The organism is Nonomuraea sp. NPDC003709 (genome assembly GCF_040610775.1).
In the GTDB taxonomy this organism is placed as follows: domain Bacteria; phylum Actinomycetota; class Actinomycetes; order Streptosporangiales; family Streptosporangiaceae; genus Nonomuraea; species Nonomuraea angiospora_A.
This window is the reverse complement of the sequence record NZ_JBEXMW010000012.1, coordinates 290,635-303,580: the sequence shown is the minus strand read 5'-3', so window position 1 is coordinate 303,580 and position 12,946 is coordinate 290,635. Positions and strand designations below refer to the sequence as shown.

General features: G+C 68.0%; 12 protein-coding genes and 1 pseudogene. 6 read left to right on the top strand and 7 right to left on the bottom strand.

Annotation, left to right across the window (positions count from 1 at the left end; all coding sequences use genetic code 11):
- Nucleotides 1–8: 8 nt before the first annotated feature.
- A complete protein-coding gene (locus ABZX61_RS33830) occupies nt 9–1,175 on the bottom strand; it encodes an MFS transporter (RefSeq protein ID WP_355200168.1) in 1,167 nt (388 codons plus the stop codon).
- Nucleotides 1,172–1,543 (bottom strand): thioesterase family protein, encoded by a 372-nt coding sequence (locus ABZX61_RS33825; protein WP_350731589.1) that lies wholly within the window; start codon nt 1,541–1,543, stop codon nt 1,172–1,174. The genes ABZX61_RS33830 and ABZX61_RS33825 overlap by 4 nt, the downstream gene beginning before the upstream one ends.
- Before the next feature lie 715 nt (nt 1,544–2,258).
- Here ABZX61_RS33825 and ABZX61_RS33820 point away from each other — a divergent pair.
- On the top strand, nt 2,259–2,510 hold the full coding sequence (locus ABZX61_RS33820; RefSeq protein WP_350731592.1) for an SCO4226 family nickel-binding protein: 252 nt from the start codon (nt 2,259–2,261) through the stop codon (nt 2,508–2,510).
- A gap of 145 nt (nt 2,511–2,655) precedes the next feature.
- Here ABZX61_RS33820 and ABZX61_RS33815 read toward each other — a convergent pair whose 3' ends face one another.
- A complete protein-coding gene (locus ABZX61_RS33815; protein ID WP_355200167.1) occupies nt 2,656–2,925 on the bottom strand; it encodes a hypothetical protein in 270 nt (89 codons plus the stop codon).
- 211 nt (nt 2,926–3,136) lie between these two features.
- Nucleotides 3,137–3,271 (bottom strand): annotated as a pseudogene (locus ABZX61_RS33810) (acyl-CoA dehydrogenase); the annotation flags it as partial.
- 118 nt (nt 3,272–3,389) lie between these two features.
- On the opposite strand from ABZX61_RS33810, the gene ABZX61_RS33805 reads away from it, so the two are divergent.
- A complete protein-coding gene (locus ABZX61_RS33805; protein WP_355200166.1) occupies nt 3,390–4,001 on the top strand; it encodes a TetR/AcrR family transcriptional regulator in 612 nt (203 codons plus the stop codon).
- 151 nt (nt 4,002–4,152) lie between these two features.
- Here the strand turns inward: ABZX61_RS33805 and ABZX61_RS33800 are convergent, their stop codons facing one another.
- Entirely contained in the window at nt 4,153–4,665 is a 513-nt protein-coding gene (locus ABZX61_RS33800; RefSeq protein ID WP_355200165.1) for a VOC family protein, read from the bottom strand.
- Between the two features lie 162 nt (nt 4,666–4,827).
- On the opposite strand from ABZX61_RS33800, the gene ABZX61_RS33795 reads away from it, so the two are divergent.
- From ABZX61_RS33795 to ABZX61_RS33785, 3 genes are read left to right on the top strand one after another with little or no spacing between them, the layout of a single operon-like run.
- A complete protein-coding gene (locus ABZX61_RS33795; protein WP_355200164.1) occupies nt 4,828–6,144 on the top strand; it encodes an MFS transporter in 1,317 nt (438 codons plus the stop codon).
- Nucleotides 6,141–7,088, top strand: a complete 948-nt coding sequence (locus ABZX61_RS33790) for a ribonucleotide-diphosphate reductase subunit beta (RefSeq protein ID WP_355200163.1) — start codon at nt 6,141–6,143, stop codon at nt 7,086–7,088. The genes ABZX61_RS33795 and ABZX61_RS33790 overlap by 4 nt, the downstream gene beginning before the upstream one ends.
- A gap of 3 nt (nt 7,089–7,091) precedes the next feature.
- A complete protein-coding gene (locus tag ABZX61_RS33785) occupies nt 7,092–7,502 on the top strand; it encodes a hypothetical protein (RefSeq protein WP_355200162.1) in 411 nt (136 codons plus the stop codon).
- A gap of 404 nt (nt 7,503–7,906) precedes the next feature.
- On the opposite strand, the gene ettA is transcribed toward ABZX61_RS33785, so the two are convergent.
- The gene (gene ettA, locus ABZX61_RS33780) at nt 7,907–9,571 is read right to left on the bottom strand and encodes an energy-dependent translational throttle protein EttA (protein WP_350731606.1); all 1,665 of its coding nucleotides are present in this window, start codon (nt 9,569–9,571) and stop codon (nt 7,907–7,909) included.
- A 549-nt stretch (nt 9,572–10,120) separates the two neighbouring features.
- Here ettA and ABZX61_RS33775 point away from each other — a divergent pair.
- The gene (locus ABZX61_RS33775) at nt 10,121–10,321 is read left to right on the top strand and encodes a hypothetical protein (RefSeq protein WP_355200161.1); all 201 of its coding nucleotides are present in this window, start codon (nt 10,121–10,123) and stop codon (nt 10,319–10,321) included.
- 216 nt (nt 10,322–10,537) lie between these two features.
- Here the strand turns inward: ABZX61_RS33775 and ABZX61_RS33770 are convergent, their stop codons facing one another.
- Nucleotides 10,538–11,689 (bottom strand): GGDEF domain-containing protein, encoded by a 1,152-nt coding sequence (locus ABZX61_RS33770; protein WP_355200160.1) that lies wholly within the window; start codon nt 11,687–11,689, stop codon nt 10,538–10,540.
- Between the last annotated feature and the right edge of the window lie 1,257 nt (nt 11,690–12,946).

The following is a 12,946-nucleotide window of genomic DNA, read 5'->3' as shown; positions in this document are numbered from 1 at the left end:
CTCTGGCGCTAGTCATGCCTTCGCGAGCGCTCGCCGCGGAAGGGGATGACGGGCAGCGAGAGCAGCGCGCAGGCCAGGCCCCCCGCGAACCCCGCCCAGAACCCGGCGTGCTCGATCAGCACGCCGGCGAGCGGCGTGATGACGAGGGAGACGGTGTTCTGGACGGTGTTGTGGGTGGCCAGCACCCTGCCGGCCCAGGCGGGTCCGGCCAGCTCTCCGGCGGCGAGATAGGCGAGCCCGTTGCCGGCCACGGTCATCACCGCGGCGAGGGCAAGCATGACGGGTCCGAACTCGCCGCCGGTGATCGTGCCGACGACCAGCAGCACCAGCACGCCGAGGGTGGCGAGGGTGATGAGCAGCAGGGGCCGCATGCGCAGGCCGGTCCTGTCGGACCAGCGCCCGACCGCGATGCGCACCGCCGCCCCGCCGATCGCCGCCACCCCGAACAACTGCCCGGCCGCCACGCTGTCCCAGCCGTACAGGTGCACCAGGCAGGTCACGCCGTACGTGCTGACCACCATCTGGGGCACCACGTGCAGGGCGCTGGTCGCGTGCACCCGCCACAGCGCGGGCTGCCGGTACGGCGTGCCCGCCGGCGCGCTGCCCGGCGCGGAGATCGTACGCGGTGGCTCGGCCAGGAAGAGCGCGGCCAGCACGGCGGCCACCAGGCTGACGGCGGCACAGACGGCGAGCACGCCGGGCAGGCCGTGCGCCCGGGCGACCGGCGGGAGGACGAACGCGCCGATGGCCATGCCGAGGGTGAAGGAGACCTGGCGCACGCCCATCGCGACGCCGCGTTCGGGCGGTTCGAACCAGCGCAGGACGATCCGCCCGCCGCCGACCAGCGCGGCCGAGCCCGCCGCGCCCGCCAGGGCCAGCAGCGCGATCACCGCCCAGGTCCGGTCGACGAACGCGACGGCGGCGAACAGCACGGCCGCCAGGCCCACTCCGGTGCCCAGGACCACGCGTTCGCCGTGCCGGTCGGCCAGCGCGCCCCAGGCGACCAGCGCGAACAGGATGCCGATGGCCGGGGCGTTCGCGATGATCCCCGCGACCGGCAACGAAACTTCGAAATGTCGCTGTATTTCGGGCAGGATCAGGGGCAGTCCGCCCAGGCCTAAGGTGACGCTGGTGTGCGCGTTTACGCCCAGCGCCAGCATCAACCACCGCTTCACGAGAAGCGTTTGAGATAGGCCAGTTCGCTCTCGGTGAGCCTGCGCGGTGCCGCCCGCTCGACGTCGTAGGCCGCGAGGACCGAGGTGGCGGTGACGTACACGTCGCTGTCGTCGAGGATCTCGTACTGAATCGTGAACCGCACCGACCTGATCTCGGTCACCCACGTCTCGACCCGCACCGGCTCGGCACGGAAGCCGAGGGGGCGGCGGTAGTCGATCTCGTGGCGGGTCACCACCAGCCCTTTGAACGGCTCCTCGCCCGCGTTGTACGGATCAATGTGGAACATGCCGAAGCGGGCGTCCTCGAGGTAGTCGAGGAAGCGCACGTTGTTCACGTGATCCTGGGAGTCGATGTCGGCAAATCTCACCGTTCGGAGGTATACGTGCCGCTGGGCTTGGGAGCGTTCAACCACGTCCGCCACCGTACCCGCCCGGGCCTGGTGTCCTTGCGTCAGGTCTGTTCTCGTGGTCGGAGGTGTCGCGCGAGCGGGCTGGTCAAAGGCCGCGCGATGATCGTCCCGGGGGTGGGCAGGGGGATCGAGCGCAGTCACAGGCGCAGTCACAGGCACGCGCGCAGTCACAGGCACGGGCACGGGCACGGGCGCAGGCACAGGCGCGCCCGGGCGCAGGATCAAGTCCACCGGACAAGGGGATCAGGCGCGGGCGCCCGCACCGGGAGCCGCCTCCTGCCGGGGGCGCGCGAACCACGCCCCCGGGTGACGGGGGTATACGGGCCACCACCCACCCTGACAGCTTTCGATTACTCAGCGTAATCATCGCCCGGGGCTGCCACCACCGGGCCCACTCAGCGCCCGACCCCCTCAGCGCCCGGTTTCCCCGCCACCTGACCGCCCATTACCCGTGTCGGGGGGCGTTCATGGGGTGGCGGTGCTGGTGGCGCCCGGGGGCCGAGGGCGTTCATGGGGTGGCGAGGCTGATGTGCCGGGGCTGTAGGCGCTCCTGGAGCGGGCTCGGCTGATGCCGGCTTGGTTGGGTGGCAGTGGCACGGGGATGGCACACGATGGAACGCCTTTTCCTCAGAGGGCACACGACGTACCGGATGGTGCGGGAGGAGAGGACGCGATGGCGAAGTTCATGGACGTGCACAGCGGGTTCGTGGGGGTCACGGAGGAGCAGTTGCGTGCGGCGCATGAGCGCGACCTGGCGATAGAGGAGTCCGAGGGCGTGCACTTCGAGCGCGCCTGGCTCGACCCCGAGTCGGGCAAGGTGTTCTGCCTGTCGTCCGGGCCGTCCAAGGAGGCGGTGCTGCGCGTACACGAGAAGGCCGGGCATCCCACGACGGAGATCTACGAGTTGCCGGTCGAGGTGGAGTAGGCGGATACGACAGTAGGAATGGGCGGCAGCCCGTCGCCCATTCTTACTAAATGATCTCGCGCTGAGTCTGTAGTGCTTTTAGGGGACTGGTCGGCCCTGCATGCCCATGCTCACCCTCGCCGGCATGCCGCCACGTTCACAGCCCTCAGGGGAACACGACGTGATTCGCATCGCGATAATCGACGACCACGAGCTCATCCGCCATGGCCTGGAGTACCTCCCCCGCTTCGATGACCTCGAAGTCGTGCTCCAAGGCTCGGGGATCGGTGACCTGCGCGGCTCCGGCCTGGATCACGACGTGCTGATCCTCGACCCGTACCTGTCCACCGGCGACCGAGGCCAGGGAGCGGTCGGCGACCACCAGGGTCCTGGCCATCTCGGCCTCGGGTCGGCCCGCCGACGTGCTGGCCGCCATCCACTCAAACGCCAACGGGTACGTCACCAAGGCCCCCCGCGGGCCTCATCGTGAACCCCGTGCGTCCGGTGGCTTCTACCTGTCGGCCTGGCCGGCCGACATCCTGGTCTGCAGAACGAGTTCGATTCCCCGACCTCCGAGGCGAGCCCACCGCGTCTGTCGGCGCGAGAGATGGAGACGCTCGCGTACATCGCCCAAGGGGTCACCCATGCTCGGCGATCGAGGAGGCGTGCCGGGCATCCATGCCTTCCCGCACCCGCCAGGCCGCGTGCAACGGCAGCCACTTAGCCGCCTCGATCTTCACCAGGGAGTCGGCGGCCATCCACTGGATGGCCAGATCGTCTGCCCCATGGACTCGCGGATCTTGAGGTAGGCGAGAAGTCCGTCAGCCGCCTCCCCGACCATCACTGTTGCGCGGTGTCAAGAACCTGATTCTAGAATCGGCCAGGTCTATACTCTGCCGCGTGGCACGTAAGTCCTCGTGGGAGTGGAGTCGTACGGCTCAGACCCGTAAAACCATGCTGCAGGCGGCTCGCGAGGTCTTCGGCGAGCACGGCTTCGCCGAGGCCAGCGTCTCCGAGGTGGTCGCCCGCGCCGGCTCCAGTGTCGGCAGCCTCTACCACCACTTCGGGGGCAAGACCGAGCTGTTCCTGGCCCTGTATGAAGACCACCAGGCAGCGCACGAGGAGGCGTCGGCCGCCAGTGTGGCCAAGGCCAAGAAAGCGGGCGTGGATGATCCCGTCGAGCTGCTGATCGCCGGGGCTCGCGCGTACCTCGCCGGGGCCTGGGACCGGCGCGATCTGGTGCGGCTCTTCATCGATGGGGACGGGCCGCCGGGGTTCGAGCTGATCCGCCGTACGCGGGGGCGGGAGTGGGTACGCCAGAACGCGGTGCTGCTGAGGGCAGGGGATGATCCACTCGATCGGTTCACCGTGGCCGTGCTGACCAGCATCATCGGTGAGGCTGCCCGGGAGGTCGCCACCTCGGACACAGAGGAGGAGGCGCAGGAGGTCATCGAGGCGGCGATGACCCTGATCCGGCGCCTCGACCCCCTCCAGGTCCTCGAAGAGGGGTGACCGGGACCTGGCGGTTGGCGCTCCGATCCGCACCTTGCTCCGACACTGGCCGGGGGCGATCGCGCCGAAGCGGGAAAGCCCTCCGGCTGTCTGCGCAGCCCCACTGGATTCTCCTCTCCCGCCTCGAACGGCTCCCCGCGAACTCCAAGCGTCAAGGGCTGGGTACGCCGTTGCCATTCCACCCGCGGCCGGCCAGCACCTCCTCCACCGTCGGCCGGACGTCGCCCGGCTCGTGCGGACCCGGCTGGGCCAGTTGGATCAGGACGCCGTGGGCCTCCTTGGGGTGCAGGAAGACCTCGCGCCAGCGGGGATCCGCCTGGTTGAGGCCGTGCAGGCGGTAGCCGCGGGCGGTCAGCAGGGCCACCGCGGCCGTCAGGTCGTCGACGTGGAAGTTCAGGTGGTGGACGCCGCCCCGCCCTCTGCTGAGCTCGAAGAAGCTGTCGAAGAACGTCGATCCGGCCAGGGGCTCCATGAGCTCGATCTTGCTGCCGTTCGCATATGTGAGCTGTAACGTGCGGAAACCGACGGCCCGGTTGTCGCCACCGCCGCCCAGGTGCCGGCCGCCGAGCAGGTCGAGGTAGATCGGCAACAGATCCCTGATCCGGGGAGCGGCCACGGCCGTGTGGTCGAAGGTGACTTCGAGGCCGTCGAGTTCAAGGTCCAACACACGACTCCTTACACCGGGCGATCCTAGAATCGGATTCTAGCCAGGGATGAACATCTCACCCTTGACGACGGGCACACTGAGGAGCAACATCACAGAAATGAATTCTAGAGCAAGCTTCTAGAACGCTTGACGGGGGTCCAGCCCACAGAAAGGCAAGCCATGAGGCTGTCCTACGTCCGCGAGCTCGACGAGTACCCGACCGGCGCCCGCCGTATGAAGATCCTCACGATGGCCGTGCTGGCCATCCTCATCGGCTCCTACGAAGGGCAGATCGCCCCCGTCGTACCCCTCCTCCTCAAAGATCTACACATGTCGCTGGCCACGTACGGCGCAGTCTCAGGCGCCGCGGCGGTGGCCGGGGCGATCGCCTCCATCCTGGGCGGCAGACTCACCGACCGGCTCGGCCGGGTGCGGCTGCTCATCCCGCTCATGGGCCTGACGGCCGTGTGCTGTTTCGCCATGACGCTCGTGCACAACCCGCGCGACCTGTTGATCGCCCGGATCGTGCTGGCCTTCGTGGACGGCGTGGCCATGGCCAGCACCGCGCCGCTGATCAGGGACTTCTCACCACGCCTGGGGCGGGCTCAGGCGTTCGGCTTCTGGACGTGGGGACCCGTCGGCGCGAACTTCCTGGCCGCGGCCATCGCCGGCTGGACCCTGCCGATCTTCAACGATTCGTGGCGCTCGCAGTTCGTCATCATGGGGTGCTTCTCGCTCGTCATTTCGGCGGTCATCGCATTCAACATCGCAGACCTGTCGCCCGAGTTGCGGGCCCGGATCCAGCACACCGAGCAGGCGGCGGCTCAGGTGGTGGATCTCGGGAGGCCGGCGCGCGTGCGCTCGCTCTTCGTCAGGCGGAACATCTGGGCGCACGTCATCGGCATCTCGCTGTGGCTGGTGCTCTACATCACGCTGTCGCTCTTCGGGCAGACGATGCTGGTCGATGCGCTCGGTATCAGCAGTGCTCAGGCTTCGACGATCATGGCGGCGTTCTGGAGTCTCAATCTGCTCACGCTGATCGTAACAGGCCGCCTGTCCGACCGGACTCAGCTGCGTAAGCCGTTCTCCCTCGGCGGAACCATCGCGGCCGTCCTCGTCACCGCCTACCTCGCCGTCTCCCTGGGCCAGGAAGACGTCTCGACCGGCACGCTCATGGTGGTCGGCGCGCTGCTCGGCGGCTCGCTCGGAGTGGCGTACGCGCCCTGGATGGCCAACTACTCGGAGGACGCCGAGGACGCCGACCCGCGGCTGCAGGGCACGGCGTGGGGGCTGTTCGGGTTCCTGACCAAGGCTATCGCGGTGGTCGGGCTGCTGGTCATCCCGCGAGTCGTCGCGGCGACGGACTGGCAGACGTGGCTGTTCGTGGCGTTGGGGTGTCTTGTCCTGTTCATCCCTGCGATCGTCATGTTCAACGGGCCGTGGCGCCGCCCCGCCCGCACGCCTGTCACAGTCGCCCTCGGGGAGGCCGAAGGATGACCGAACTGCCCGACGTCGCCGGCTCCGACCTGCGCGGGATCCGTCACCTCGACATCGACGACGTGCTCGCGTACGTGCACCGCGACCTCAAGCGGCTGCCCGACTACACCGAGCTGTACAGGCGTTACCTGCGCCAGCGCTGGGACGTCTACGAGCTGGACTTCTCGCAGGACATCGTCGACTGGCGCGAGCGCATGTCGCAGGAGGAACGGGACGCGTTCATCGGGATCTCCGCCGGGTTCCACCATGGGGAGCGGCAGGTGGAGGTGGAGCTGCCGGTGTTCATGCTGGGCGGCTCCGAGGAGTCCAAGATCTACATGTCCAGCCAGATCGAGGACGAGGCCCGGCACACGGTGTTCTTCGACCGTTTCTACCGCGAAGTGGTCGGCATGCCGGGCGACTCGGTGCAGGATGTGCTGGACGCGTCGTTCGAGCACGTGTCGGAGACGTTCGTGGGGCCGTTCGGGCTGCTCGCCTACCAGGCCGACCAACTGCGGAAGGACCCCGAAGACCCCGCCGCCCGGGCGCGCTACGGCACGACGTACTTCCTGTGGATCGAGGGCGTGCTCGCTCTTTCCGTCATGAAGATCACGCTCACGTACTGCCGGGAGCGGGGGTTCCTGCCCGGCTACTACACCGGCTTCACGGCCACGTGCCGGGACGAGGCCAGGCACGTGCAGTTCGGGATGCGGTTCCTGCGCGACTCGGTGCAGGAGGATCCGCGGCTGCTGCTCCAGATCCACGAGACGCTCCGTACGATCCTCGCCATGAACAGCGCCACCAGCCGCAGGCTCGCCCTCGAGTCTCTGGGCTGGTCGCCGGAGGAGGTCAGGCGCCTCATGATCCGCCAGCTCCACATGAAGCTGGTGGACGTGGGCATCGCGCTCCCTCCGGACATCCAGGACATGGTCGCCCGCATCGAACCAGAGCTCGCCGGAGGCTGACGCATGCGCTTCTTCACCCCGGAATGGGCCGAAGCCGCCCGCGCCGCCGTGGACACGGGGCCTCCTCAAGAGGGCAAACTGCCGTCGTACTGGAGCTGGATCGACCGCGCCCGCGCCGGCTACACCGCCACGTGGGCGCTGGGCGTACGCGAGACGGGGGCTTATCTGGTCCTGACCTGGGAAGACGGCAAGTGCGCCGAGGCGGTGATCACCTCCGACCCGGCGGCCGCCGACTATGTGCTGGCGGCCGGGGAGTCGACGTGGCGGGAGCTGCGGGAGGGAGCCGATCCCGGACGGGTGGTGATGTATCGGGGGTTACGCCTGGAACGCGGGGATGTGCTGGCGTTCTTCCGGGTCATCTACTTCTTCGTGGAATCTCTCGCCGCCCTGTCCCAGGTCCCCGTCGAGCCCTGAACGAACACTGCGGCCGATCGGCGCTGTCTCCTGCCCGGCGCGCCCATCACGTCACCGGGCCCCATCCGCCACCGAGCTGACCGTCGGCCGCGGGCTGATCACCAGCCCCGACACCCGCCCTCCACCGAGCTGATCGCCGGTCCCGGCACCCGTACGCCACCGAACTGATCGCCGGTCCCGGCACCCGTACGCCACCGAACTGATCGCCGGTCCCGGCACCCGTACGCCACCGAACTGACCGTCGGCCCCGGCATCCGTACGCCGCCCGACGATCCCGGCACCCGTCCACCATCCGGCCGGTCGACGGTCCCGGCGACCGGCCATGTGCGTCAGGCAATGTCACTCGCGCCCCGCCGTACCCGAAGGGGGTTCCCTCCGGGACGGCGGGGCGCGTGCGCATCAGCTCAGTCGCGGTGGAGCTTCCGGTAGGTGACGCGGTGCGGACGGGCGGCGTCGGCGCCCAGCCGCTCGATCTTGTTCTTCTCGTAGTCGGCGAAGTTGCCCTCGAACCAGAACCAGTTCGAGCCTTCCTCCCACGCGAGGATGTGGGTGGCGATGCGGTCGAGGAACCACCGGTCGTGCGAGGTGATCACCGCGCAGCCCGGGAAGTCGAGCAGCGCGTTCTCCAGCGACGACAGCGTCTCCGTGTCGAGGTCGTTGGTGGGCTCGTCGAGCAGCAGGACGTTGCCACCCTGCTTGAGGGTGAGCGCGAGGTTGAGCCGGTTGCGCTCGCCGCCCGACAGCACCCCCGCCTTCTTCTGCTGGTCAGGCCCCTTGAACCCGAACGCCGCGATGTACGCCCTGGACGGCATCTCCACGTTGCCGACCTTGATGTGGTCGAGCCCGTCGGAGACGACCTCCCAGACGTTCTTGTTCGGGTCGATGCCGCCGCGGCTCTGGTCGGCGTACGAGATCTTGACCGTGTCGCCGACGGTGATCGAGCCGGTGTCAGGCGTCTCGCTACCGGTGATCATGCGGAACAGCGTGGTCTTGCCGACGCCGTTGGGGCCGATGATGCCGACGATGCCGTTACGCGGCAGGTCGAACGTCAGCCCCTCCATCAGCAGCCGATCGCCGAAGCCCTTCGTCAGCACGTCGGACTTGATCACCGTGGTGCCCAGACGCGGGCCCGGCGGGATCTGGATCTCGTCGAAGTCCAGCTTGCGGAACTTGTCCGCCTCAGCCGCCATCTCCTCGTACCGCTGGAGTCGGGCCTTGCTCTTGGTCTGGCGGGCCTTCGGGTTGGACCGAACCCAGTCAAGCTCGTCCTCCAGGCGCTTCTTCCGCTTGACGTCCTTCTGCCCCTCGACCTTGAGGCGCTGCGTCTTGGCCTCCAGGTAGGTGGAGTAGTTGCCCTCGTACGCGTACGCGCGGCCGCGGTCGAGCTCCAGGATCCAGTTTGCGACGTTGTCGAGGAAGTAGCGGTCGTGGGTGACGGCCAGCACCGTGCCGGCGTACTTCTCCAGGTGCTGCTCCAGCCACTGCACGCTCTCGGCGTCGAGGTGGTTGGTGGGCTCGTCGAGCAGCAGCAGGTCGGGGGCCTCGAGGAGCAGCTTGCACAGCGCGACCCGGCGACGCTCACCACCGGACAGCTTCGTCACCTCGGCGTCGGGCGGCGGGCAGCGCAGCGCGTCCATGGCCTGCTCGAGCTGACTGTCCAGGTCCCACGCGTTGCGGTGCTCGAGCTGGTCCTGGAGCTTGCCCATCTCCTCCAGCAGCTCGTCGCTGTAGTCGGTGGCCATCTGCTCGGCGATCTCGTTGTAGCGCTGGAGCATCGCCATCGTCTCGGCGACGCCCTCCTGCACATTGCCGAGAACGGTCTTCTCCTCGTTGAGGGGCGGCTCCTGCTGGAGCATGCCCACCGTGAAGCCCGGCATCAGCTTGGCATCACCGTTGGACGGCTGCTCCAGGCCGGCCATCATCCGGAGCAGCGTCGACTTCCCGGTGCCGTTCGGGCCGAGAACGCCGATCTTGGCTCCGGGCAGGAACGACAGCGTGACGTCGTCAAGGACAACCTTGTCGCCGTGCGCCTTGCGCACGCGCTGCAGGGTATAGATGTACTCCGGCATGCCCTCTAGCTTAGGGGCTCTCCACCCAGGCTTCCGCCGCTCCTCCCGGTAAGACCCGAAAGACCAGGCGGTTCCCCACACGCCCACCCCTACCGTGCACGGGCGCATTCCGAAGCCGATGCGGGCCGCCCACGCGGCCAGCCCCCACCCCTGGCGTACACGGGCGCATTCGTGCGGTCGTCGCAACACCATGATCACTGACCGGCGACGGCCAGGACAGCGAGGCAACCGGGTTTCCGCGTTTCTTCACGCTGGCGGAACGCGCAAACCCATAGCCGAGAAAGCTGTGGTGCCAGCTCGCCTGCAGGGCTTCCGCCCTCAGGGTCGGCACCGACGGGTGACTGAGCGGTCGCAGGTAGACGATCGCGAGGTCTGCTCCGGCTTCGGCGAACGCGCGCGGCGGCCGCTGAGCAGGAACGGCTTGGCCTCGATCCAGGAGCCCGCCGCGCCGAAGGCATCAGGGGCGAGGGCCGAACACCGGGGTCCAGGCGGTGTGCAGGTGGCCGTCGCGGCCGGGTCGCCGTCGTGGCACACCTGACAGGAGAAGCCGTGGCGCACCTGACAGGAAAATCGGATGCCGGACGGGTCCCGCCCCACATCAGCGCAGTGGGAATGAAGCACCTCGCGTACGCGGCGAAACTGCTCGATCGGGCCGATATCGAAGTTCCAGTGCTGGGCATGGCGCGCTGCGGTACGCAGCATGCGCCTTCGCCGCTGCCACCAATATCGAGCGGCGGATGGGACCGCTGAACCGACATCGCAGCCAGAGCCGGCAGCCAACCCAGTGGGGCGGATGGGGGCGCCGAACCGGCATCGCAGCCAGAGCCGGCAACTAACCCGTTGGGGCGGATGGGGCCGCCGAACCGACACCGCACGCCAGAGCCAGCAGTCAACCCAGTGGGGCGGATGGGACCGCCGAACCGGCATCCCAAGCGGAGCTTGGCCAACCCGGTGGAGCTCAGTAGGTCAGGAGTTGTGATCGTCGCTGGGGAGGGAGCGTGGAGGAGGGGGTGATTGGACGACGGGAATGCAGACACGGTCCCGCCCCAGCTCCTTCGCCCGGTAAAGCGCCAGGTCAGCGGCCGCCAGCAGGTCGATCAGGTCGTCCCCGTGCACGCTCATCAACGCGACCCCCGTCGAAATGGTCACCCTGACCAGGGCGTCGTCGACGGGGATGGCCATGTGACCGATGCGGGTGCGGAGGCGTTCGGCCACCTGGCGGGCCTCGTGGATGTCGGCGCCAGGCAGGAGGACCACGAACTCCTCGCCCCCGAACCGCCCCACAACGTCGTAGTCCCGCAGCTGGCTGCGCAACGTGGACGCCACACCCACCAGCACCTGATCGCCGACCAAGTGTCCGTAGGCGTCGTTGACCCGTTTGAAGTGATCGATGTCGATGATCAGGAGCGCCAGGGTTTCGCCCGTCCGGCGGGCTCGGACGATTTCGGTGTCGGCCTCGCGCTGCCAGGCGGCGGCGTTCAGCAGGCCTGTCTTGGCGTCTGTACGGGCTGCGGCCTGGAGCTGGGCGTGGAGGAGGCTGCGCTGCAACAGCACCACCGGCGGCAGCGTCAGGATCAGCAGGGCCAGGTTGAGTCCGCAGCAGATCGAGACCGTCACGCCCAGGCAGAGCTCGACGATGTCCAGCAGCACGCTCTCCCTGTCCCACAGGACCTCCCGCCACGGCATGTCGGGGTCTGCGGTGTGGGCGGCGATGGCGATGAGAGCGATGTTGAGCAGGGAGAACAGCACAGCCGCCCCGACCGCGCAAAGGATCGGCGGTCCGCTCCCGAGCGACAGCACCCACGGGTCCTCGATCACCCAGTGGAACGTGACGGACGCCGCGCACCCGGCCAGACCGATGGCGGCCGCGCTGAACACCCGCCGGTAGAGAACGGTCGCGCGCACGCGTACCTGGAGCAGAATCTGCAGGACGATCGGCGCGAAAATGGCGTAAAGCGGCGGCAGAAGCAGCGCAACCGGCAGCCACCACGCCGACAGCAGGTCTCGCGAGACGCCGGCGGGCATGCCCAGCCGCCGACTGGCCTCGATGCAGACCGCGCCGCACGCCATGAGAGCGCTGAACGTGACCAGGTCCCACCATTGGAAGACGGTGGTCACCGCGAACACCATGATAGCGGCAAGGTCGAGAGCGACGATCGCACACAAATAGATCACGAGCGGGCGACGTTGCCCGAGCAACGGCCAGCGGCCGGCCAAAGTTGACACACCGTCGCGAGATCCGATCGAGGCGTGACTGGTCGCCGCCATCTCGTCTCCTCCCTAACTAACGATGTGTAACACAATAATTGCGGAGTGTGCGATGTGCGATGGGAACGGATACGTTGGCACTGACTACACACACCTGCTCATGCCGCGAGTGGGTCGTGTTGGACAGCCGTGCCGGAAAGGAGCAGCCATGGTGCGGGGCGTGACCTGGACCTGACAGATGCTCTAGCCATCTGCCGCGGACAACACACCATCGGCCGCCCTCGGGGGCGCCAGTCAAACGGGCCACGGCCGGTGCCCCTCCCCCCTCCTTCCCCTCCCCCCTCCTTCCCCTCCACCTCAGCTTCCTCCTACACCTCAGCTTTCCCCTTCGCCTCGGTTTCCCCTTTCACCACCCCCTTCCTCCACCTCAGCTTCCCCTTAGACCTCAGCTTTCCCTTCGCCTCAGTTCTCCCCTTCGCCTCAGCTTTCCCCTTCACCACGCCCTTCCCCTACACCTCAGGCTTCGCCTGCTCCCTCTTCGCTCGCCTGACTCTCCAGTGCCCTTCCCCGTTGCATTTCTCGCTCCGATAACCGCGTCCCGGTTTTCTCCAATCGCGGCCATGGCCTCGGCATATGCCAAGGCGCTGTCCTTCTCCGGTTACTGCCATCGCAATCCACTCGCGAAGGCTTTCCCTCTGTCGCTGCAGCCGCCACTCCGCTCACTAGGTATCGCCCCTATGGCTTCTGTCGCAGCAGCTCCACTCGCGAGGACGTCTCCTGCCGCAGCTCCGCTCACGCAGACCTCGCCTTCTGCGGTTGCTGCCTCGTGGCTCGCTCTTCGGGAGTCGCTCGTCTTCGGATTCTCCAGTCGCGCCATCCCTTCGAGAAGCCCTCGCCTTCCGCTCCCTCTTTCTGAGGACCGGCTGCCTCGATGCTGTCCGTTCGAGGGGCCTTCTTCCCTTCCACCTTCCTTTCGCGCCTGCGCCCGATGGCGCTGGTGCTGCGGCGTCTTGCGGTCCCGGCCGTGGCGTCCGCATATGCATAGGGAAGCGCGTTGGCCGGTCGGTGTCCGCCCCCTGGGCGTGAGGGACACCGGTGGCACCGCAAACCGTCGACCTCACCGCCGAGTCCGCCCCCCTGGGCGTGAGGGACACCGGTGGCACCGCA